The organism is Streptomyces sp. ML-6 (genome assembly GCF_030116705.1).
Lineage (GTDB): Bacteria > Actinomycetota > Actinomycetes > Streptomycetales > Streptomycetaceae > Streptomyces.
The window spans coordinates 4203242-4224603 of the sequence record NZ_JAOTIK010000001.1 but is presented as its reverse complement, the minus strand read 5'-3'; the positions used below and the strand labels follow the sequence as shown (position 1 = coordinate 4224603).

20 protein-coding genes are annotated in these 21362 nt (G+C 71.4%); 12 read left to right on the top strand and 8 right to left on the bottom strand.

Translation table 11 applies throughout. From position 1 onward, the window contains the following. Positions 1 to 4: 4 nt before the first annotated feature. A complete protein-coding gene (locus OCT49_RS18685) occupies positions 5 to 196 on the bottom strand; it encodes a hypothetical protein (protein ID WP_283855849.1) in 192 nt (63 codons plus the stop codon). A gap of 316 nt (positions 197 to 512) precedes the next feature. Then, a complete protein-coding gene (locus OCT49_RS18680; protein WP_283852997.1) occupies positions 513 to 1418 on the bottom strand; it encodes an SCO4651 family lipoprotein in 906 nt (301 codons plus the stop codon). Positions 1419 to 1551: 133 nt separating this feature from the next. Between OCT49_RS18680 and OCT49_RS18675 the strand changes: the two genes are divergently transcribed. Together OCT49_RS18675 and OCT49_RS18670 are read left to right on the top strand one after the other, a co-directional pair. After that, on the top strand, positions 1552 to 1740 hold the full coding sequence (locus OCT49_RS18675; RefSeq protein WP_283852996.1) for a hypothetical protein: 189 nt from the start codon (positions 1552 to 1554) through the stop codon (positions 1738 to 1740). Between the two features lie 148 nt (positions 1741 to 1888). Continuing rightward, positions 1889 to 3511, top strand: coding sequence for an FAD-binding oxidoreductase (locus OCT49_RS18670; RefSeq protein WP_283852995.1), 1623 nt, complete (start codon positions 1889 to 1891; stop codon positions 3509 to 3511). A gap of 261 nt (positions 3512 to 3772) precedes the next feature. Here the strand turns inward: OCT49_RS18670 and OCT49_RS18665 are convergent, their stop codons facing one another. From OCT49_RS18665 to OCT49_RS18645, 5 genes are all read right to left on the bottom strand, one after another. Beyond that, positions 3773 to 4507, bottom strand: a complete 735-nt coding sequence (locus OCT49_RS18665) for a phosphatase PAP2 family protein (protein ID WP_283852994.1) — start codon at positions 4505 to 4507, stop codon at positions 3773 to 3775. A 319-nt stretch (positions 4508 to 4826) separates the two neighbouring features. Continuing rightward, entirely contained in the window at positions 4827 to 5822 is a 996-nt protein-coding gene (locus OCT49_RS18660; protein WP_283855848.1) for a C40 family peptidase, read from the bottom strand. A 369-nt stretch (positions 5823 to 6191) separates the two neighbouring features. After that, entirely contained in the window at positions 6192 to 6806 is a 615-nt protein-coding gene (locus OCT49_RS18655) for a hypothetical protein (RefSeq protein WP_283852993.1), read from the bottom strand. Continuing rightward, a complete protein-coding gene (locus OCT49_RS18650) occupies positions 6803 to 9154 on the bottom strand; it encodes an alpha/beta hydrolase (protein ID WP_283852992.1) in 2352 nt (783 codons plus the stop codon). Before OCT49_RS18650 ends, OCT49_RS18655 begins: the two co-directional genes overlap by 4 nt. A gap of 308 nt (positions 9155 to 9462) precedes the next feature. Beyond that, positions 9463 to 11358 carry a hypothetical protein gene (locus tag OCT49_RS18645; RefSeq protein ID WP_283852991.1) on the bottom strand — a complete coding sequence of 632 codons (1896 nt, stop codon included), beginning with the start codon at positions 11356 to 11358 and terminating at the stop codon, positions 9463 to 9465. Positions 11359 to 11630: 272 nt separating this feature from the next. Here OCT49_RS18645 and OCT49_RS18640 point away from each other — a divergent pair, with 272 nt between their 5' ends. Further along, entirely contained in the window at positions 11631 to 12392 is a 762-nt protein-coding gene (locus OCT49_RS18640) for a DUF4232 domain-containing protein (RefSeq protein ID WP_283852990.1), read from the top strand. Between the two features lie 433 nt (positions 12393 to 12825). Here OCT49_RS18640 and OCT49_RS18635 read toward each other — a convergent pair whose 3' ends face one another. Next, on the bottom strand, positions 12826 to 13269 hold the full coding sequence (locus OCT49_RS18635) for an ATP-binding protein (protein ID WP_283852989.1): 444 nt from the start codon (positions 13267 to 13269) through the stop codon (positions 12826 to 12828). 204 nt (positions 13270 to 13473) lie between these two features. Between OCT49_RS18635 and OCT49_RS18630 the strand changes: the two genes are divergently transcribed. From OCT49_RS18630 to OCT49_RS18590, 9 genes are all read left to right on the top strand, one after another. Continuing rightward, positions 13474 to 14319, top strand: coding sequence for a helix-turn-helix domain-containing protein (locus OCT49_RS18630; RefSeq protein WP_283852988.1), 846 nt, complete (start codon positions 13474 to 13476; stop codon positions 14317 to 14319). 11 nt (positions 14320 to 14330) lie between these two features. Beyond that, on the top strand, positions 14331 to 14522 hold the full coding sequence (locus OCT49_RS18625) for a DUF397 domain-containing protein (RefSeq protein ID WP_283852987.1): 192 nt from the start codon (positions 14331 to 14333) through the stop codon (positions 14520 to 14522). Then, the gene (locus tag OCT49_RS18620; RefSeq protein ID WP_283852986.1) at positions 14515 to 14736 is read left to right on the top strand and encodes a DUF397 domain-containing protein; all 222 of its coding nucleotides are present in this window, start codon (positions 14515 to 14517) and stop codon (positions 14734 to 14736) included. Before OCT49_RS18625 ends, OCT49_RS18620 begins: the two co-directional genes overlap by 8 nt. Further along, positions 14729 to 14989 carry a DUF397 domain-containing protein gene (locus OCT49_RS18615; RefSeq protein WP_283852985.1) on the top strand — a complete coding sequence of 87 codons (261 nt, stop codon included), beginning with the start codon at positions 14729 to 14731 and terminating at the stop codon, positions 14987 to 14989. The genes OCT49_RS18620 and OCT49_RS18615 overlap by 8 nt, the downstream gene beginning before the upstream one ends. 267 nt (positions 14990 to 15256) lie before the next feature. After that, complete coding sequence (locus tag OCT49_RS18610) at positions 15257 to 16048, top strand: serine/threonine protein kinase (protein ID WP_283855847.1); 792 nt, start codon at positions 15257 to 15259, stop codon at positions 16046 to 16048. 168 nt (positions 16049 to 16216) lie between these two features. Continuing rightward, positions 16217 to 17770: a serine/threonine-protein kinase gene (locus OCT49_RS18605; protein ID WP_283852984.1), complete on the top strand. Its 1554-nt coding sequence runs from the start codon at positions 16217 to 16219 to the stop codon at positions 17768 to 17770. Between the two features lie 131 nt (positions 17771 to 17901). Next, complete coding sequence (locus OCT49_RS18600; protein WP_502963393.1) at positions 17902 to 18981, top strand: LGFP repeat-containing protein; 1080 nt, start codon at positions 17902 to 17904, stop codon at positions 18979 to 18981. Further along, positions 18978 to 19967, top strand: coding sequence for an alpha/beta hydrolase (locus OCT49_RS18595; protein WP_349632791.1), 990 nt, complete (start codon positions 18978 to 18980; stop codon positions 19965 to 19967). The genes OCT49_RS18600 and OCT49_RS18595 overlap by 4 nt, the downstream gene beginning before the upstream one ends. A 135-nt stretch (positions 19968 to 20102) precedes the next feature. Continuing rightward, the gene (locus OCT49_RS18590) at positions 20103 to 21335 is read left to right on the top strand and encodes a glycoside hydrolase family 183 protein (protein ID WP_283852983.1); all 1233 of its coding nucleotides are present in this window, start codon (positions 20103 to 20105) and stop codon (positions 21333 to 21335) included. The last annotated feature ends 27 nt before the right edge of the window (positions 21336 to 21362 follow it).

Here is a 21362-nt window from a genome sequence, read left to right as displayed (position 1 = left end):
CACCTCACCCCCGGCGATCGCCCTGCCGGGGGACGGCGGCCCGTTCGGCGGTCCCGCGCACTTCCAGCACCTCGTCGATGCGGTCCGCGCTGAGCCGCTCCCCGATCGCGGCCGAGGCGGCGATCATCAGCTCGCCGCAGAGTTCGATCTCGGCGAGGGCCACATGGTCGGACACGGTCGGCGCGCCGAGCGTCATCACGGTCACTCACCTCTCACTGCCGTCACCGCATTGCCGGTACCCGCGCCACCGGTGCCCACCCGGCGGGCATCGCCGGTCCCGGCACCAGCGTAAGGAGCGGACCACCCGTCGCGCATGACACGGACGGACCATTTCGCACCGCCGGCATGCCTATGCCCGCCCCCCTCACCCCCGTCGCCCCACCCCCGTGGCCGCTCTCTCGTCCGTGTCCTCATCCCCGTCGCCGCCTCCGCGTCCGTGCCCCCGGTTGCCGCCGGGTCGGTGCCGGGTCAGCGCCGGGTCGGTGCCGGGTCAGCGCCGGGTCGGTGCCGGGTCAGCGCTGCCGGATGCGTCCGGTGTAGATGTCGCGGTCGTCCGGCAGCCGTACGGAGACCGGCACCCCGAACCCGGACAGCAGTGTGGTCGACACCACTTCCACCGCGGGCCCCTCGTCGGCGAAGCCGAACCGGTGGCGCACCTTGCGCAGCCGCCCCTGGTCGTCGAGGTACGCGTCGAACCTCACGGTGTCCCTGCGGAACCCTTTCGCCGCCGCGCGCAGCGCCCCGCGCGACTCCGGTGCGGCCTCCCGCGCCGCCCGCCCGAGGTCCGTCGTCCCCCGGTAGTGCCGCACGGGCACCCCGTCGAGCACGGTCCTGCCCACGTACGTCACCCGGTCCGCCCCGCGCAGCAGTTCGGCGGCGGCCATCGGATCGGTCGCCCCGCCGGTGACGAGATTGCCGTCCGCCAGGGTCGTGGTGTCGATCCTGACCCATTTGTCCGCGGGCACCCCCGCGCCGCGGTTCATCATGTAGAGGGCGCCGGGGGCCAGCAGTTCGGTGACGGGGCGGTGCTCGTCCGCACCGGCGGCGTCCTGGGGCAGCACGACCGTGAACCGGCCCGTGCGGTGGCGGAAGTCGTACACGCCCCGGCCCCGGATCGTCACCCGCGTACCGCCCGCCGCGGTCTCCATCGTCGTGCGCACCTCGGCGCTCCCGGTCGTCCCGGAACCGGCGGCGGCCCCGGACATGTTCGCCGTACCGGTGCCGGTCACCGTGCCCGCGAGCACCGCGGCCGCGCGGTGCACCGCGTCGAGGGAGTCGGTCCCGCCCCGCTCGTCGGCCACGGCCCGGTCGCCGCCACCGCCGCCCGAGCACCCGCCGGTCGCCGCCATCACGCCCGCCACGGCAAGGGCGCAGACGGCCCGCGCACCGCCCTTGGACCTGTGCTGCTGCACCAGCATCGCCTGCCAACCCCCAACGATGTAACGCTTGCCCGAGAGGCCCGTTCGTTCCGGATTAACGACGGCCCGTGTCCCCCGTCACGCCGTTCCCACGGGCCTCACCTCAAGGGGCCGCGGCCAGTACCGTGGACGGGTGTATGACCGACACGCCGATGAGGTCCCCCCGTTTCCCTCCACCCCCGCACCCGTCGCGCACGAACCGACGACGGTGGAACGCGGTTCCTTCTGCACCGCCCGCTGCGGCTGCGGCTGGTACGGCCCGGCCCGTCGCTCCAGGGACCGCGCCCGCACGGACGCCGCGGAACACCTGGCGGCCCCCTGACCCACCGCCCTTCCTCACCTCTCCTCACCTCATCGCTCCTCATCTCCCCTCCCTCCTCCCGTCCGTGACTCGTTCCGCCGTTCCCCCCACGCCCGGCCCCACCGCCCGCCGGTCGGCCGGCCCATGAGCGTCATGAATCGGAGACCCGATGAGCCCGTCGCCCCCGCCCGCCCGGCGCACCCTGCTCACCGCGGGCGCCGCGGCGGCCCTCGTCGGCGTCGCCACCACCGCGTGCGACGGCCCGCCCGCTCCCGCCCCGGGCGCCTCCGGCACCCCGGGCCCACGCCCCGCCTCGCCCACCCCGTCCGTCCCGTCGTCCCCCTCGTCCCCATCGCGGACCGCCTCCGCCGGGTCCGCCGACTGGTCCGCCCTGGCCGAGAGCCTCGACGGCGGCCTCGTACGACCGCAGGACGCGTCCTATCCGACCGCCCGTCAGCTCTACAACACCCGCTTCGACGGCCTGAAGCCCGCCGCCGTCGCCTACGTCGGCCACGAGGCGGACGTCCGCGAGTGCCTGGCCTTCGCCCGCCGCACCGGCACCCCGGTGTCCATCCGCAGCGGTGGCCACTCGTACGCGGGCTGGTCGAGCGGGAACGGACACCTCGTCATCGACGTCTCCGCGCTGTCCCGCGTCGAGCGGAACGGCACGATCGGGGCGGGCGCCAAGCTCGTCGACGTCTACCGGAACCTCGCCCGCGGCGGCCGGACGATACCCGGCGGCTCCTGCCCCACGGTCGGCATATCCGGCCTCACCCTCGGCGGCGGCCACGGCGTCGCCGCCCGCGCGTACGGCCTGACCTGCGACAGCCTGACCGCGGCGACCCTCGTCACGGCCGACGGCAAGACCCTCACCGCGGACGCCAGGAACCATCCGGACCTCTTCTGGGCGCTGCGCGGCGCGGGCAACGGCAACTTCGGCGTGGTCACCGAGCTGACCTTCCGCACCAGCCCGGCCCCGCAGACCGTCACCGCCCACCTGTCATGGCCGTGGTCGCGCGCCCGGTCCGTCGTCACGGCCTGGCAGGAGTGGGGGCCGTCCCAGCCCGACGAGATCTGGTCCGCCGCCCACCTCGACGCGGGTCCGGGCGGTGCCGCCCCGACCGTCTCGGTCGCCGCGTTCAGCCTCGGCACGTACGGCGACCTCCAGAACGCCGTGGACCGGCTCGCCGACCGGATCGGCGCCCCGGCCTCCTCCGTCTCGCTGCGCCGCCGCGGCTACGAGGAGTCGATGCTGGTGTACGCGGGCTGCTCGGGCATCTCCGAGGCCCGGTGCCGGCTGCCGGGCACGACGCCCGGCCGCAGCCCGCAGGGCACGCTCGGCCGCGAGACCTACGCCGCCGCCTCCGACTTCTACGACCGCTCCCTGCCCCCGGCGGGCGTGCAGGCCCTGCTCGACCGGACCGAGGCGTTCACCCGGATTCCCGCCTCGCGGGGCGGGGGCGCCGGTTCCGTCCTGCTCACCGCGCTCGGCGGGGCCGTCAACCGGGTCTCCCCGCAGGCGACGGCCTTCGTCCACCGCGGCGCGCGCGTGCTCGCCCAGTACATCGGGGCCTGGGACCCCGGCACGGCGGGCAGCGCCCAGCAGGACTGGCTGAAAAACACCCATGCCTCGATGCGCCGGTACGCGTCCGGGGCGGCGTACCAGAACTACACCGACCCGACGCTGACCGACTGGCGCCGCGCCTACTACGGCTCGGCGGCGGACCGTCTCGCCAGGCTGAAGAAGCAGTACGACCCCGGACGCCTCTTCTCCTTCCCGCAGGCCCTCTGACTCCGCGTCCCCCTGACGCCCGGTCACGGGCACCCGGCGGACGGGGACGGACACCCGGACGGGCGGGTACGAAAACGGGCGGCTCCCCTTTCGGGAAGCCGCCCGTCGGCCGTTCTCACCGGATCCGTACACGCGCCCCGGTCCTGCGCATGTCCGGGGCCTCATCCGTTACCCGAAGCCTTGTCCGTACCCGGTCCTGCGCGCACCCGGGTCCGTATCGCGCCCGGTCGGAGGTGTGCCCGGCCCCGGGTGCACCCCGTCCTACGCCGCCAGGTCCTTCTCGCCGACGCCGCCGCCCGTGCCCGGCCGCGGCTCGGGAATCCCGATCGTCCCGGCCCGCCCGGTGGCCGGGGCGACCTGCGTCTGCTTGCGCGAGCGCACGAGCCATCCGAACCGGTCCACGCGTGCGACGGCCGTCACCAGCGGTGTCAGCAGCATCATCGCCAGCGGGGCCAGCAGCAGGGCGACGGCCGTGCCGAGCGCGAATCCGCCGATGACGTCGGTCGGGTAGTGGACGCCCATGTAGATCCGGCAGAAGCCCTCCGCCAGGGCCAGCCCGATCGCGGCGAAGCCGAACTTCCGGTTGGCCACGAAGAGCCCGACGCCCAGGGCCATCGCCATCGTGGCGTGGTCACTGACGAAGGAGAAGTCGGTCTTCCCCGCCACCAGGACCTCCAGCCCCTGATGGTCCTTGAACGGGCGGGGACGCTCCACGAATCCGCGGATCGGAATGTTGATCAGCAGCGCGATCCCGGCGGCGAGCGGCGCCCAGACGATCCCGGCGACCGCCGTCACCGAATCCTCGGCCGTGCCGCGCCGGCGCACGCTCCACCAGCACCACAGGACCACCAGGACCATGCCGAGCATGATCCCGTACTCGCCGACGAACTCCATGACCCGGTCGAACCAGGTGGGAGCGGACTTCGCGAGTCCGTTGATGTCGTAGAGCAGGCTGACGTCGGGGTTCGACCCATCCATTGCGAGTCCACCAGCCATCTGACGCGGCCCCTTGTCTTGTCTGCTGCCGCGGACACACCCATGTGCCCGCTCTGACGAACCCCCGTGTCGGTTCGATCACTGTGTGGACCGCTGCTGCGTGGATCGGTGCTTCCCGCCCGCTCCGCCCGGGCGGGCTTCCCCGGCCGGCGTCGCGCGGTCGGTGCGCCGCCGCTCCGGTCCACTCAGGGAACGACGTCCTCCGCGCAGGCGTTCCTCTCTCCACCGAATGATCACCATGACGTTATCGAAGAGAGACTCATCACCGCAGCTCAGGGCCCGGGCTTCACGGAGAGTTCCGGCCATCGCCGTCGCCGCGTCATGCGGCGGGCCGGTCCTTCGGGAGAGCCGCGGCCCCGTCCTCGGTGACCCTCGTCGCCCCGAAGTAGTCGGGGGTGTCGATCTTGTCGAACCGGATCACGGCCCCGGTGTACGGAGCGTTGATCATGTACCCGCCCCCGACGTAGATGCCCACGTGGTGGATGGCCCGCGAGTTGGTCAGGTCCTCCGAGAAGAACACCAGGTCGCCCGGGAGCAGCTCGTCCCGCGAGGGGTGCGGCCCCGCGTTGTACTGGTCGTTCGCCACCCGCGGCAGTTCGATGTCGACGGTCCGGTACGCGGCCTGGGTCAGCCCCGAGCAGTCGAACCGCCCGTTCTGCTCGGGCGTGCCGTTCCCGCCCCAGAGGTACGGCGTGCCGAGCTTCTTCTGGGCGAAGTAGATCGCCCCGGCCGCCTGCTGCGAGGGCTGCACCCGTCCGACGGGCCGGGCGAAGCTCTTCTCCAGGGACCGGATGATGTCGACGTAGTTGCGCGTCTCCTCGATGTCCGGGACGCCGCCGGACCGGATCACCCGGTACGCGCCGGCGTTGTACGCGGCCAGCATGTTGTCCGTCGGGTCCCCCGGCACCTTCTTCACGTAACCGGCGATCTCGCAGTCGTACGAGGCGGCGGAGGGGATCGCGTCGGCCGGGTCCCACACGTCCCGGTCGCCGTCCTTGTCGCCGTCGATCCCGTGCGCGGCCCAGGTGCCCGGGATGAACTGGGCGATGCCCTGGGCGGCGGCGTGGCTCTCCGCCCGCGGGTTCCAGCCGCTCTCCTGGTACAGCTGGGCGGCCAGCAGCGCCGGATTGATGGCGGGGCATAGGTTGCCCCACTTCTCCACCAGGGCCTGGTACTTGGCGGGCACGGCCCCCTTCGCCAGCGCGACGGCTCCGCCACCACCGGAACTCGCGAGTCCGGCGGCGGCGGAGTACGTACCGACGACGAGCAGTGCCACGAAGGACATGGACACGCCCGCACCGATGCCACCGATCATCCAGAATTTGCGCACCCCTCAACCATCCCCCATCGGAGCCGGGTTCATGAGCGGTTTCGACGGTGTGTACGAGTCAACCGGGTCACAGAAGCCCTTGGCCCGCCGTTCCGGCGCATCGGTTCGGCACTCCGGGGCACCGGCCCTCCGCCCCGGCGCACCTGACGGGCATTTCGCTGCACGAACCGTCATGGCCGGCGCACAAGTCGTCACGGCGGATGCGGGGGCCGTCATGAGCGGCGCACGGGTCGGCACGGCAGGCGCACGGGAGCCCGTACGGGGCTCAGGGGTCGGCCCGGCGGGCGCACGGCCCCGTACAGCCCGATGCGCCGGGCGGGATCGTTCATCCCGGCCGGCGCATCGGATCGGTCGTCAGGCCGACCAGTGGTCGGAGCGGACGTTGGGACTCGGCAGGGGGTAGACCCCCTTGTACGCCGGCCCGTTCGGCTCGGACTTCGGCTCGGCGACCTTCGACTCCTTCACGCACGGGGTGTCCGCCTCGAAGAAGACCTGGCCCTTGGCCCGGACGCTCACGCTGATGCCGAAGCCCGCGTCCGTCTGCGCGTAGACCGCCGGGAACACCTCGTCGGTGTTCTTCGCCTTGATGCGGTAGCCGCTCTCGCGCCAGAACTTCTCGACCTGGTCCAGGAAGTCCTGGCGACGGTCCGCCGACACGATGGTCATGACGGTGCGCCTGCGCGTCACGTCACAACTGCCCTTCGTCGTCGGACCGTGCGCCCACTGCACCTCGGGGTCGATCTTCTTCAGCACGGCGTCGAGCATGCCGTCGGACGTCTCGGCCGCCTCCTGCATGTCCATGCCGTTCCCCTTGGTGCCGTTGTCGCTCCTGGCGCTCCCGGTGTCCGTGACGCCCTTGGCCGCACCGGTCCTGCCCTTCGTACCCGATCCGGCCTGCTCGCTGCCACAACCGGACAGCGCGAGACCGACCACCAGCGCCACCGTCGCGATCTGGAACTTTCGCCTCATCGGTACTCCTCAATCTTGAGCCGGTCGGCGTTCCCCGACACGATAAGAGCGATGCTGTCCGCGGAGACGGCGTCCCGTGACGGGGTGAAGTAGTTGGAGTGCGAGTCGAAGCTCATGGGCTTGCCCGGGTCGACCGGGAACCGCCTGGCCCCGAACGCCTTGCTCGCCGGGTCCTTGCCGAACCAGAGGTCGTCGTCGCCCGGGTCGGCCAGGTCCCCCGCGGCGTAGGAGCCGGCCGGTCCGCCCAGCACCATGCCGATCGCGCCCACGACCACCTGCGTCTTGGACGGGAGCTTGGTCACCGGGTCGTTCTCCGCGGCACCCACGAAGACGTGCCCGGCACCGACGCCCAGGTCCGCGGCGTTGTCCACGCCCACACCGGGGCTGCCGACCAGGATGATGTCGTCCACGCCCGGAATGCCGCCGGGGTGCTGGGTCGCGGCACCCACGGCGCGCGAGCCGTAGGAGTGCCCGATGGCCGTGATGTGCGGATCACCGGTCCGGTTGGTGGCGACGATGCCGCTCATGAACTCGTTGTAGGCCGCACCGCCCTTCTCCGCCCGCTTGGTGCCCGCGACCGCCAGGCTCTGCAGCCCGTCCGGGGTCTGCGGCGCGTCGTACCCGAGCCAGATGATCGCCGCGCTGGACGGGTCGTAGCCCTGGGCGCCGATCGCCGTGTCCCGGGCCCGCTTGAGGCCGCTCTTCGCGAACTCCTCGTCGAGGGCGGTGTTCAGCCCCGGCACGTAGGCCGACACGTTCTTCGAGGTGTCGGGGTTGCCGTAGGAGACGATGGCCCGCCCGTTGCCCTCGTCACTGATGCCGATGAGGTACATCGGGGGCTGGCTGCCCTCCTTGAGCTGCCGCTCGATCTCCCGCAGCCCGGCGAGCTTCTTCTGCGACTCCTTGTCGGTCCGCCCCTCCAGCTTCGAGATCAGGTTCGGCAGGTTCCGGCGGTTCGCCGCGTCCCGGTCCGCCGCCGGGATCCCGTCCATCATCCCGATCTTCTCCGGGAAGAGGTCCAGGTAACGGTCGCGCTGTTCCTGGGTCATCCCGTTCCACCAGAACTCGCGGGCGGCCGCGTTGGCGTTGGTCGGGATGCGCTCCTCGAGGTACTTGCGCTCCGACTCGCCCACGGCGGCATCGACGCGCGTACCGGAACCGGGCATCCCGCTGAACGCCCCACCGCCCTTGCTCGCGTCCCAGGCGGCGGCGATGAACTGGCCCTTGTCCCACTTGCCGCCGGCCTTCTTCGCGGCCTGGGAGTACTGGTCGACGACGCCCTTCACGGTGTCCACGGGGTGCGCGATCGTGTCGATCGCCCCGCTGATGTCGCCCATCAGGCCGTCGTCACCGACGACGCCGGAGAGGAAACCGCCCTCGGATTCGCCGGTGGAACCGTCGACCGGGTTTTGTCTACCCGCGTTGACCTCTGTAGAAGAACCGTCGGTTCCCTCCGAACCACCGAGGCCTTCGGAGCCGCCGGTTTCGCCGGAACCACCGGAGCCGCCGGAGCCGCCGGAGCCACCAGAAATGCCGGAACCGCCAGTCGAACCGGAACCGCCGGAACCAACAGAACCACCGGTCGAGTCGGAACCGCCGGCCGTGTCCGCGCCGCCGGAGCCGGAACCACCGGAGCCGGAGCCGTTGCCTCCGGAACCATTGCCTCCGGACGAACCCGAACCACCGGTCACGGTCGCGCCTTCGGTCCCGGCCCCGGAAGTCGCGCCGTCACCGCCGCCGGAGCCGGAGCCACCGCCGTTCCCGTTCCCGTCACCGGCGACCACGTCGCCGCCGGGCGGCGCACAGGCGCTTCCGGTCAGCTGGCAGATGGCGTTCCGGATCTCGCCGGTCAGCTGACCGCCGATCCCCGTGGCCACGAGCCCGCCGATGAGGGCCACGACCACGAGGATCATGCCCAGGTACTCCATCGCGGTCTGACCGGTGTCACGACGCCACTTGGCCATCCGCACGAAGCTGAACCGCTGCTTCTCGGCGCGCTGTTCGGGAGCGAGCCTGAACCAGGCGCGCGACTGGGCCCGGGACAGCAGGACGAGGACGACGACGGGCAGCACCAGCTGCGTCACGCCCCGGCCGTTCTCCGCGTCGTTCAGCGTCGCCAGCGCCCCGAGGAGGAGCCAGGCGTGCACGGCGACGAGCCCGCGCCGGATCCAGATCCCTCCGGTGTGCAGATGGAACGACAGCACGAACCCCGTGATGCCGGGCAGAGACGCGTACAGCACCATGCCCAGCAGCCGACCGTCCACCGCATCGATCGACGAGGCCAGGGTCAGCGCGTCGAACGCGCCGACGACCGTGACGACGAAGAGCAATCGGACGAGAATCAGCACCGCTTGCAAGGAGCGTGACAGCGACTGTCTGCCCGGAGGGACCTCGGCGGTGCCCGGGTCGGCACCACCCTGTACCGTTAATACTCGTATGCCAGACACGGCGGGTCTCCCCAATTTGTAAATGGGCGCAGCGACAGTTCTCCCCCTGGTATCGGTATGCGACCACACCCGGCCAGGGCGCGGCATGGGCCCCAGGACCCAATGCCGGACTCAACGTCGTCGCCCGGCCCATCCCGTACCGTCACCGACCAGCCCGTTACGGGGCATTGGGGGCGTCGTCCCTCGCTCCCCTCCCCCTTCCCTCTCCCTCAGCCGTACGTCCTCGGGTCCTCCGTGGCCAGGCGTCGCAGTGCGGCGGCGGCCCGCTCCTCGGGTGAGGTGCCGTCATCCGGGATGTGCCACATGCGCTGTTGCCAGGAATCCTCCTCCCGGGCCTGCCCGGTGGCCGGTCCCTGTCCACTGCCCGGTTCCGTGCGGTACAGGAGGGAGACGTCGGTGCAGTCCCGGTCACGGAAATCGCTGCTGATCCAGTGCAGGCGCGCGTCCCAACGGGTGAGCAGCTCCGGCCGGTCGCGCAGACCGGCGGCGATCAGCCGGGCGGTCCGGTGGGCCGGGGAGGCCCATGCGTGGTCGTTCTCGGCCCGTGCGACCTCCGCGTCGTACGCGGCGGCGTCGAAGCGGTACTCGGGCAGCTCGGACGAGGTCCACGAGAGCGAGGTCCTCCAGTCGGACCAGACGACGTGGTCCCCGTCCCTGCGGATGGTGACGTAGAGCGCCCCGCAACAGCCCTCGGTGCAGTACGCCTCGGCGAGTTGCACCTCCCGGGGTTCGTCCGTGGCCCGCAGGAGGCCGCTGTCGAGGAGATGTGCCGGGGAGTGGGCAGGCCCCCGGTCGAACACTTCCGGCACCAGGGGACGCCCGTCGAGCAGGATGCGCGTCTCGGTGCCGCCCCGGTCCCCGGGGTCGAGCTCGGTGCACTCGAACCGCAGCGGCTCCTTCGGCCCGGTGACCCGCCGGAACGGCCGGCGTGCCGTCCGCCGGATCCAGTCCGCCCGCCAACGGCGCTCGACGGCTGCCGAATCGGACTCCGGGACCGGGCCCGGTTCGGGGTTCCGGTTCTCTCCGGGGCCGCCGTCGGACACGACGGCCTTCCACCCGGGCCGGTTCAGTACGGATTCCAGCGCGGCCAGCAACGCCTCGCGCCGGCCGGTCTCCCAGTCGAGTATCCGGCTCGGGCCGCTGTGCAGTTCGAGGGCGACGGACAGCAGGAGCGCGTAGTGGTCGATGCCGGGCGGCAGTTCGGCGGCGCGTGCGACGAACGCCTCGTACGCGCCGATCGCTTCCGGGTAGCGGAGGATCTCGGCCCGGTCGTCGTGCACGCTCGCCGTCCAGAGCAGCAACTGCCCGGCCCATGCCAGCAGTTCGGCGTTCGGCGGGTCATCCGGCCGCCGGTCCGCCCGAAGGATGTCGACGAGCCGGACGGCTTCGACGACCCTGCGGACGGGCGTGGTGCCGTTGCTCCTCATGTCCCGGGGAAGGGCCACCAGGCACCGCAGGACGGCGTCCGCATCGCCCGCCACCAGGGCGTCGACCAGACGGCGCTGCTCCGGCCCCTCGGTGTAATGCCCCAGCCAGACCAGGGCCGCCACGGGCCGGTCGATGCCGTCGAGCGCCAGGACGGCAAGGTCGGCCAGGTCCCCCAGCTGCCCGAGGACCTTCAGATACGACACGTCCTCCGGCTCACCGAAGCGGGCGAGGAGCGCCAGGCCGACGCAGACGGGCAGGAGGGCGGTTCCCGTACGCACCAGGCAGCGGCCGAGCGCACGGGCCCGGACCTCGTCGTCGATGGCCGCCCCGGAGACCACGTACCGGACATGGCCGTCACGGGCCTTCAGTTCGCGAAGGCCCCGGTGGATCTCTTCGGCGGCCCGTGCGACGTCACCCCGGCCTGCATGGGCCTCGTCCGAAGCGGTCTCGTCCGGAGCAGTGTGGGCCGGAGTCGTCAGCCAGGGGTTCAGTACGGCTTCCAGGGCCTCGCAGGTCTCGGACCACCCGGTTCTCTGCCCGGTGGGTTCCGGCTGGGGCGGAAGTTCGTAACCCCTGGCGGGGAGCCTGCCGCCGGGCTCTCCGCGGTGGAGGCGCAGGGCGTAGGCGTACAGCGAGGGCCGGGGTGCGAGCGCGCCGCGCTCTTCCTGGGCGCTCAACGGGCGGAGTGGGTCTCGATTCCCTGAGTCATGCGCGAAGCCTGGCAGGCTCCCCGGACCCGCGCCACCGGTTTCCACTGCCTGCCGCGACGAACGGCCGGAACCCGGCGGGACGAGCTGTCCGAAACCGACCGCGAGGACGTCAGCAGGACGTCAGTGAGACGTCAGCAGAACATGAGCGACCCACAGGAAGCTTTGGTTGTCAAGAGGTCAGAGAGAGCGGCTAGCCGCAGGATTCGGGCCTTGTCTCACCCTCATCCTGGGAGAATTCCATGCGCACGCTCCGCACCCGCAAGCACACCGCCGCTCTCGGCGCCGTCACCGCGGTGCTCGCCCTGGCCCTCACCGCCTGCGGCGGGGACGACACCGGCACGAAGTCCGCCGGCCCGGCGAGCACCGGCGCGTCGACCACCGCCTCCTCGGGCTCCGAGGGCACCTCGAAGACCGACGGGGCCTCGAAGGGCACGGACTCCGAAGGCACCTCGAAGACCGACGGCACCGTGCAGCACACCGGTACCTCGAAGAAGACGGGGACCTCCGGCAACAGCGCCGCGAGCGCCGGTGGCAACACCAGCGACAGCTACGCCTACAAGCACCCGTGCAGGAGCAGCGACCTGTCGGTGCGCGTGTACCCCCGCGAGGGCTCGGCCACCCAGCACGTGATCGAGATCAACAACACCGGCGCGAACTCCTGTGGCCTGAGCTACTTCCCGCAGGTCAGCCTGGGTGCCGCGAACGCCTCGGACCACAGCGGCGACATCAGGCCGGCGGTTCCCGGCGGCCTGGGCGGCGCGCCCGCGTACCCGGTCAAGCCCAAGACGGCCGCCATCGCGGTGATCGACCTCAACCCGGCCGGCAAGGGCGGCGTGACCTGGGTCAACGAGATGAACGTGCTGCCCGACGGCGACCACATGGCCAACGCCGACACGCAGAACTTCGACCTCGGCCCCGACGTCAAGGTCGACAGCCCGAAGCTGGGCCTGTACCGGAGCACGGTCGCCGAGGCAGTGAGCTCCATGCAGTCCGCAGGCTGATCACTCCCCACCGCATACCGGGGCCCGGGCCCACCACCTGGTGGGCCCGGGCCCCCGTCACTTGGCGGGCGGTGACACCGAGCCATGGGGTGAACCGCTCCCAAGCGTCTGCCGTGTCGATCCGGACACGGAGTTTGGCCCACCGGTTGTCGCCGTCCTTGATCTCGGTGGAGACGCGTTTACCGGTGGCTTCCGATTTCAGGACCCATTTCCGCCCCGCGGACTTGGCAATCGCCTCGGTGTCCGCGGCCGCCGCTGCGGGGGCGAAAAGCAAAGTCGCACCCAATATCGCTGCGAACACGGCGCCCCAAATCATTGTTCGACAAAACGAACTCCCCTGCTTTGCTCGTACTTGTGAGCGGTTCAGGATCATTCCACGCGGGTCTCCCCCGGCTCCGCCCTTTCTTCACCCCTCTCATCCCTTCCATCCCTCTCACCCCTCCCACCCCTTCGCCACGCATTCGACCCAGAGCAGTTTTCCGCCCTGCCCGGGCAGCCCGGTCTGCATGAGGTGGGCACCCCAGCGTTCCGCGTAGAGGGTGACGAGATACAACCCCCGTCCACGCTCGGCGAGTTCGTCCGGGGTCGGGGTACTTCGCTGGAAGGGGGCGGGGATGTGCGGATCGGTGTCCCAGACGCTGAGCCGGACCCGCCTGCGTCCGGCGTCGCGCAGGCGCAGGGAGTACGGGCCCGAGGAGTACAGGTAGGCGTTGGTGACCAGCTCGCTCGCCAGCAGCTCGGCGGTCTCGGTCAGTTCGCGCATGCCGTGCACGCGCAGGACGTTGCGCAGGGTGGCACGGGCGACGCCGGGGGCGCGGGGATCCTGCGGGAGTTGGAGTGTGTAGGTCCAGGGCGGGGATACCGTGGCACTGGCCATGAAGGTCTCCGTTCACGGAGGGAAGTCGGATGGTGCGCTTCGGATTGCCCGGTGACGAGACCGCTCCGTCGAGCGGGGTACTTCCGGGCGGGTGGCCTGGGATCCAAGGTAGCGATTCACGGTTAATGCATTAACCGAATCCCGGTAAATCCATAAACTGCCACCCTTGTGGGTGACCAGCCACTCAAGGAGGCGAGCAAGTCCGTGAGAAGCAACCCGACAGGTCGCCAACTCCGTTTTGGCTCTGAACTGCGCAAACTCCGCGAGCGCGCAGGCTTCACCGCCACCCAGGCCGGTCAACTTCTGGGCATCAAGCAGAACCAGATCAGCAACATGGAGGCGGGACGCGTCGGCGTGAGCCCTGAGCGCGTGCGCGCTCTGGCCTTCCACTACAACTGTTCCGACAAGGACATCGTCGCCGCGCTCGGGAACATGACCGGCGACCGCACACGCGGATGGTGGGAGGAGTACCGGAAGATCCTGCCCGCGCCGCTCCTCGACCTGGCGGAGATCGAGCACCACGCCCACCGGCTGCGTACGGCCGTGACCGTGCACATCCCCGGTCTCCTCCAGACTGCGGAGTACGCGCGCGAGGTCTTCCGTCAGGACGTGCCGGAGCTGTCGCCTCCCGACATCGAGCACCGCATCTCGTTCCGCATCAAACGGCAGGCCGTCCTGTTCGGGGAATCACCGACACCGCATCAGGCCGTCATCCACGAGGCCGCGCTCCGCATGCGGTTCGGCGGCCCGAAGGTGACCCGCAATCAGCTTCAGCACCTCCTCGACACGGGAGAACGGGATCACATCACCCTTCGGGTGATCCCCTTCTCCGCAGGGACCTTCGCCGGGTCCGGCCAGTCGATCTACTACTTCCTGGGCCCGGTGCCGCAGCTCGACACCGTCAACCTGGACCAGTCCCACGGTCCCGTCTTCCTCGACGCCGAGGACCAGTTGGAGAAGTACCGCGTGCTGCTCAGCCGTATGGAGGCGGCCGCTCTGGACCACGACGCTTCCAGGGACTTCATCCACCACATCATCCGCGACCTGTGAAGGAACCCGAGATGCCCTCTCCCACCTGGCAGAAGTCGTCCTACTGCGCACAGGGCAACTCCTGCATACACGTGGCCGCCCCCACTCCCGGCACGATCGGCCTCACCGAATCCGCCGATCCCACCGGGGCAGTACTCCGCACCACACCCACCGCCTGGGCCGCCCTCCTACACGCCATCAAGAAGGGCCTTCCCCATGACTGACGCCCCCGACCTCACCCAGGGCCGGGCCGCGCCCGCCTGGCAGAAGTCGTCCTACTGCGCGCAGGGCGAAGCATGCATACCCGTGGCCGTCCCCACCCCCGGCACGATCGGCCTCACCGAATCCGCCGACCCCACCAGGACGGTCCTCCGCACCACACCCACCGCCTGGGCCGCCCTCGTCCGCACCATCAAGGAGGACCGCTCCCATGACTGACGCCCCCGACGCATCCGGCATCCCCACCGACCTCACCTGGGTCCGGGCCGCACCCGAGGACGCGGAGGGGCCCGGGCCCTGGATCGAGATCGCCTTCGGGCCGGACGAACTCGTTTACCTCCGCGAGACCGGTGACCCCATCAACATCGTCACGACCACCCGGACCAAGTGGGAGGCGTTCACCAAGGGCGTCGTGGCCGGCGAGTTCGACCACTTCGCCGAACCCCTCGACGGGGAGGGGGCGAGGAGCTGAAGCCGGTGCGGCGGCACCCGGCGCGGGGGCGGCCGGTGGCCCGGTTCGATCGATGCGCTGGATCAAGCCAGCTCGCCGAAGCGGACAAAACGGCCTTCCCTGGCGAATAATCCCTGCCGGACACCTCCTTTTCGAGACAGCTCCCCCTCGTGGCGGACGCCCCGCCAATGCCCCCAGAACGACCGGAATCCGGACGGGGACCACTCCGGCGGGATGGGTAACGTTCGAGGGCGTGGGAGTCACCCGACACGGGGCGAGGTGGGGGCACTGAGCGGGGTAGTGATCTATCTGCCGCAGCCGAGCGGTGCCGTCGGGGGAGCACCGTGCGGCGACCCGGTGACGTTGCGGCTCGGCCCGGGGGAAACGGCGCGCTTCGGGCGGGGCTCCGCGACGATCCCGGTCGAACTGCGCCTGGACGACGAGGCCATCTCCCGGCTGGCCGGCGAGATCCGGGTGACGGACGACCACTGGCAGCTCAGCAACCACAGCACGACCCAGAGCTACCTGGTGGAGAACCCGGAGGGAGCCGGGGAGTACCTGCGGGTCCCGCCCCGGCGGGCCGGTGCCCCGATCCCCTTCGAGTTCTCCCGGGTCGTGCTGCCCACCCGCCGCGACACCACCGTCGCCTTCCAGGTGTTCGCCCCCGACCACGTCTACCTGGACCCCGACGGCCCGGCGGGGCCGGGGGACGGCCGCACCGTCATGGCGTACTCGCTGGACGAGACGGCCCTCTACTTCCTGGTCCTGGTCGCGCTCTGCGAGCCGCGGCTGCGCGACGAGTCGCCGGTCGCGGTCCCGACCACCCCGCAGATCGTCGAACGGCTCCGGGGGCACGTCGCGTGCGGCCGGTTGCGGGCCCGGGCGGTCAGCTCGCACATCGACTACCTCGCCGAGGAGAAGATGCGGATCAGCACCCCGGCCGGGAACGGACCGGGAGGGGCGCGCCGCAACGGGAAACGGGAGGCGCTCGTCGGGATCGCGCTGCGGTTCGGACTCGTACGGGAGGAACATCTGGCGCTGCTCCCGCCCCGGGCCGCCACCCGCGCCCGCGAACGGTAGCAGAGCAAGGGGCAGTTGAGCCCCGGGCTCGCGAAATGCTGCGGGCCCCCGGGGCGCTGCGGCAGGATCACGAAGACCGCGGGCCCACGGAACACCGCGGGCCCACCGTGTGCGGCGGCGGCACGCCTCGGTGCGGGCGGGCGGGCGGGGGGACCGGAGGCGAGAACGGTGCATGCGCGGGGCGACACATCGGAAAGCGACCACACGGAGCCGCTCCCGTACGGCTATCGGGTCGGCCGTTGGGAGGTCACCGGGCCCATCGCGTCCGGCGGCTGGGCGACGGTCCACGCCGGCCGCCGCGTCGGCGCTCCGACAGGCCCGCCCGAGGAGCCGGTGGAGGGCGCACCCGACGAGCCGGCAGAAGTCGCGCTCAAGTTCCTGCCGACCGCCGGGCTCGCACCGCGCCAGGCCCGCAAGGTCGCGGAGACCGCCCGGCGCGAGGTCGAACTCTGCCACCGGGCCGGGCATCCGGGGCTGATCCGCCTGCTGGACTCCGTCGTGATCAGCGATCCCGACCGGGCGTTCCTGGACGGGGCGATCGTGCTGGTGATGGAGCGGGCCGAACGCAGCCTGCGGGAGGTGTTCGACGCCGGGGTCGCGGAGGCGGACGTGGCCCGGCTGTTCGCCGGGATCTGCGAGGGCCTGGCCCATCTGCACCGCAGCGGCTGGGTGCACGGCGACCTCAAGCCGGAGAACATCCTGCTGATGGCCGACGGCACGCCCCGGCTGTCGGACTTCGGGCTCGCCACCGAACTGACCGGCACCGCCGGCACCCACGGGTACGCGCCGCCGATGGGCACCCCGGACTACCTCCCGCCCGAGCGCTGGCGGGCCCCGCTCGGCGAACACGGCGTGGAGGTCCGGCCCAGCGCCGACATCTGGGCCCTGGGCATCATGATCCACGAGGTGTTCGCGTCCGGCGCCTCGCCGTTCCCCGGCGCGACGTCGACGGCGCGCGGCGCGGCGGTCCAGGAGTACGCCGCCGGGCGCGCACCGCTGCGGATCGACCGTGCGCTGCCGCCGTTCTGGCGTGACCTGGCCGTCGACTGCCTGGCCCCGACCCACGCCGAACGCGCCGCGCACAGCGCCGAGAGCATCCTGGCGCGCATCACCGCACGGTCGTCGTCGCGGTCATCGTCTCTGTCACCCTGCCCGGAGCCGTCGCCGTCGCCCCACCCGGAGCCATCGCCATCGCCGTCGCCTCGCCCTACGCGTACGCCCCGCCCTCCCCGTACACCCCGCCCGGCACGTCGCCGCCGGTGGCTCCGTACCGCCCCGGCAGCCGCCCCCGTGGCCGTCGCGGTGTGCGCGGTGGCCGCGACGGTCTGGGCGCACGCCGTCGGCGGCGCCGCGCCGGACGCGCTCGGCGAACCGACGGGGCGGCTCCGGGTGTTCAACGCCGACGACGGCTGCCGGGGCCGTACCGACCGGAGTCCGCAGTGCAGCCTCGGCCTGGCGATCGACCCCCTCCGGCCGTACACCATCGACAACGTTGTTCCGACCCGGGTGTGGCACGGCGACGTCCTCGCCGTCCACTGCCGGCTCCTCCGGGGGACGCCCATCATCGACGAGTCCGACGCGAGCTCCACCCAGTGGTACCGGGTCCGGCTGCCGGCCGGTTCCGACCGCGCCTCGGCCTGGTTGCCCGCCGTGCGCACGACGGACCACCCCCGGGTGCCCGACTGCGAACCGCCGAAGTCGCCGGACCCACCCATGCGGTGAGTATCGGCGCCCATGCCGCGGATTGTCACTCCGGATCGTTCCGGATGTGCCGGACAGTCACCTCATGACTACCTTGCGGACCGTCGGCCGACGGGCCGCACAAGGCCGTTCCGACGCGAAGGAGCAGACACGTGCGTGGCTCGACCGAACGACGACGCGTGATGAGGAGATCAGCGGTCCTGCTGATCGCCGTGGCCATGTCCGGCCTCGGCAACCCGGCGGCGTTCGCGCAGGGCGCGGGCGACGTACCGGGCCCCCTGGGGAACTCCGCCCCGGCCGAACTCTTCTGCGACATCCCGGCGAACCGGGACATCGCGGTGACCCGCAAGGTGTACGAGGTCGGGCAGCGCCGCGGCGTGTCCGCCAAGGTGATGCTCGCCGGATTCGAGACGGGCTGGGTCGAGTCCCGCATGAACAACCTGGCCTGCGGGGACCGGGATTCGCTCGGCGTCTTCCAGCAGCGGCCCTCGATGGGCTGGTGCGAACCCGCCCAGTGCCTCGACGTCGACTACGCCGCGAACAAGTTCTTCGAGGTGGCCCAGCAGATGGAGCCCGACTGGGCCACCGCGGGCGAACTGGCCCAGGCCGTCCAGCGCTCCGCGTACCCGGAGCGCTACGGCCAGGCGGAGGGCTACGCCCGGGAGCTGATGGCCGAGGCGTTCCAGCCGTACGGCACGATCGGCGCGAAGTACGCCGCCCTGGGCGGCAGCGACGGACCGCTCGGCGCACCGGTCCGCGCCGAGGAGGACTCCTCGCTCGGCGGACGCTTCCAGCTCTTCCGGAACGGGATCATCATCTGGCACCCGGACGTGGCCCACGCGATCCACGGCGACATCCTGCGGAAGTTCTGGGACACGGACGCGGAACGCCGCTGGGGATTCCCCACCATGGACGAGGCGGACGCCGCACCGGCGCCGGACGGCACCCGGGGCCGCTACCAGTTCTTCGAACGCGGCCTGTTCCTCTGGTCCCCGCAGACCGGCACCCACACCGTCCACGGCGCGATCCACGACGCCTTCCACGCCGCCGGGCACGAGGCCGCTCTCGGCTACCCCCTCACCGACGAGACCGACGAGGCGGGCGGCGGCAAGGCGCAGAAGTTCCAGAAGGCCACCATCCACTGGAACCCCGAGAGGGGCACCTGGATCACCGACAACTGCCCCCTTCCCCCTTCCTCCTCCCTTCCCTCTTCCCCCAGGAGGTCATCTTGAGCGAGCACCGACCCACCCGCAGAAGTGTCCTGAAGACCGTCGGCGGAATCTCCGCCGCGGCGGCCCTCGGCGGGGCCGGCGTCCTCGGAACGGCCACCGCGGCCCAGGCGGCGGGGGACGGCTTCGGGCTGCGCATCGTGGACCGCAACGAGAGCAACAGCCGCATGTGGTACTACCGCTTCCAGACCGACGCGATCGGCTGGAACCCGGGCGTCAACGTCCTGCTCCCCGACGGCTACCACACCAGCGGACGCACCTACCCCGTCCTCTACCTCTTCCACGGCGGCGGCACCGACCAGGACTTCATCACCTTCGACCGCATGGGCATCCGCGACTGGACCGCGGGCAAGCCGATCATCGTCGTGATGCCCGACGGCGGCCACGCGGGCTGGTACTCCAACCCGGTCAGCTCCAACGTGGGCCCCCGCAACTGGGAGACGTTCCACATCGCCCAGCTGCTCCCGTGGATCGACGCGAACTTCCGTACGTACGCCGAGTACAACGGCCGTGCCGTCTCCGGGTTCTCGATGGGCGGCTTCGGTGCGCTGAAGTACGCGGCCAAGTACTACGGCCACTTCGCCTCGGTCAGCGCCCACTCCGGACCGGCCAGCCTGCGCCGCGACTTCGGCCTGGTCGCCCACTGGGCCAACCTGTCCTCCGCCGCCCTCGACCTGGGCGGCGGCACGGTCTACGGCGTACCGCTGTGGGACGAGGCCCGGGTCAGCGCCGACAACCCGGTCCAGCGCATCGAGAGCTACCGCAACAAGCGGGTCTTCCTGGTCGCCGGCACCAGCCCCGACCCGATCAACTGGTTCGACACGGCCAACGAGACCCAGGTCCTGGCCGGTCAGCGGGAGTTCCGCAGCCTGCTGGGCAAGGCGAACATCCCGCACGAGTGGCACGAGGTGCCCGGTGGCCACTTCGTCCGCCCCGACCTGTTCAAGCGCGACCTCGACGGCATCGTCGCCCGACTCCGCAAGGCGTAGGCACGGACGTCGGACCGTCGGACCGTCGGGCCGACGGCCCCACGCCACCCTGCCCCACGAACCCCCTGACCCCACGAACCTCCTGCCCCACGAACCCCCTGGCCCACGGACCCACAGACCCACGGAGGACCGAACATGCCCACCCCCTCGCAGCCGGACCACCGGCACACCACCCGTCGGTCGGCGCTCAAGGCGGGCATGGGCTTCGCCCTGGGAGCCGGCCTGCTGGGTGCCGCCCCCGGCACGGCGACCGCCGACGACCGGTCCGCCCGGACGGCCCCCGACCGCCCGGACGCCCGGCTGCTCCAGACGGGCACGCCCCTGTGCGAGCAGCCCGGCGACTCGGCGAGCGCGCAGGGGCTCGGCTCCGGGGACCTGGCGATCCCCTACCACCGGGAGCACGACAACACCTGGGGCTACGTGTTCGGCGACGCGTTCGGCGGGATCGCCCAGGCCGACCCCTACCTGGGATCCCCGGTGATCCTGAACCAGGCGTCCTTCGACGCCTCCGGCGGGACCCCGATCTCGTTCTCCTGGGCGATGCCCACCGGCGGCGCCGCCAAGCAGTGCCTCGACTACGCGCACTGGGCCGACAACGGGCACGGCTTCGAGATCACCCGCATCCCGAACGACTGCATCGAATTCGGCGGGCGCACCTACATCCAGTACACGTCCGTGGCGCTGTGGGAGAACATTCCGGCCGGGTACGACGGCTCACTGATGTCGGGCGTCGCCTACTCGGACGACTACGGCGTGACCTGGCAGGACTACCCGTACCACTGGGCCGGCGACACCCAGGGGACGAACCAGTCCATGTACGGGATGTGGTCGTTCGCGGGCATCGACCCCGACGGCTGGCTGTACATCTTCTCCAAGCGCTGGAACGGCACGCACACGAACACCGCCGACGGCGGCGCGATCCAGCTGTTCCGCATCCGGCCGGACGAGTTCCGCGCGGGCAACTTCGGCGCCCAGGAGAACTGGGCCTTCCTGGACGGCCGCTGGCAGTGGACGCGGGCGGCGGCCCCGTCGGTCATGCTGTCGGGCAACAAGATCGGCGAGTTCTCCGTCAAGCGGATCGGCGACACGTACTGCATGAGCTACTTCGACGTGGACGACTACTCGATCTGCACCCGCACCGCACCCCGTCCGGACGCGGTGTGGACCGCCCCCAAGGTGCAGATCGTCGGCGACGCCCTCCCGCCGCACCACTGGGGCAAGCCCCAGCTCCCGTTCCTCTACGGCGGATACATCCACCCCGGCAGCGCGAGCGCCACGTCCCTGACCCTGATCGCCTCGCAGTGGCAGTCCGTGAACCACGGCAAGACGCCCTACCGCGTCCTGCAGTACGACGGCATCCGGCCCTGACGCAAGCAGAACGCCGCACGGGGCTCC

Coding starts and splice junctions, on each gene's coding strand:
- OCT49_RS18615 (WP_283852985.1), top strand. CDS start 14,729: ATGACTGACGCCCCCGACGCATCCGGCATCCCCACCGACCTCACCTGG.
- OCT49_RS18635 (WP_283852989.1), bottom strand. CDS start 13,269: ATGGCCAGTGCCACGGTATCCCCGCCCTGGACCTACACACTCCAACTC.
- OCT49_RS18655 (WP_283852993.1), bottom strand. CDS start 6,806: ATGAGGCGAAAGTTCCAGATCGCGACGGTGGCGCTGGTGGTCGGTCTC.
- OCT49_RS18660 (WP_283855848.1), bottom strand. CDS start 5,822: ATGATCGGTGGCATCGGTGCGGGCGTGTCCATGTCCTTCGTGGCACTG.
- OCT49_RS18685 (WP_283855849.1), bottom strand. CDS start 196: ATGACGCTCGGCGCGCCGACCGTGTCCGACCATGTGGCCCTCGCCGAG.
- OCT49_RS18680 (WP_283852997.1), bottom strand. CDS start 1,418: ATGCTGGTGCAGCAGCACAGGTCCAAGGGCGGTGCGCGGGCCGTCTGC.
- OCT49_RS18665 (WP_283852994.1), bottom strand. CDS start 4,507: ATGGCTGGTGGACTCGCAATGGATGGGTCGAACCCCGACGTCAGCCTG.
- OCT49_RS18640 (WP_283852990.1), top strand. CDS start 11,631: ATGCGCACGCTCCGCACCCGCAAGCACACCGCCGCTCTCGGCGCCGTC.
- OCT49_RS18625 (WP_283852987.1), top strand. CDS start 14,331: ATGCCCTCTCCCACCTGGCAGAAGTCGTCCTACTGCGCACAGGGCAAC.
- OCT49_RS18620 (WP_283852986.1), top strand. CDS start 14,515: ATGACTGACGCCCCCGACCTCACCCAGGGCCGGGCCGCGCCCGCCTGG.
- OCT49_RS18590 (WP_283852983.1), top strand. CDS start 20,103: ATGCCCACCCCCTCGCAGCCGGACCACCGGCACACCACCCGTCGGTCG.
- OCT49_RS18670 (WP_283852995.1), top strand. CDS start 1,889: ATGAGCCCGTCGCCCCCGCCCGCCCGGCGCACCCTGCTCACCGCGGGC.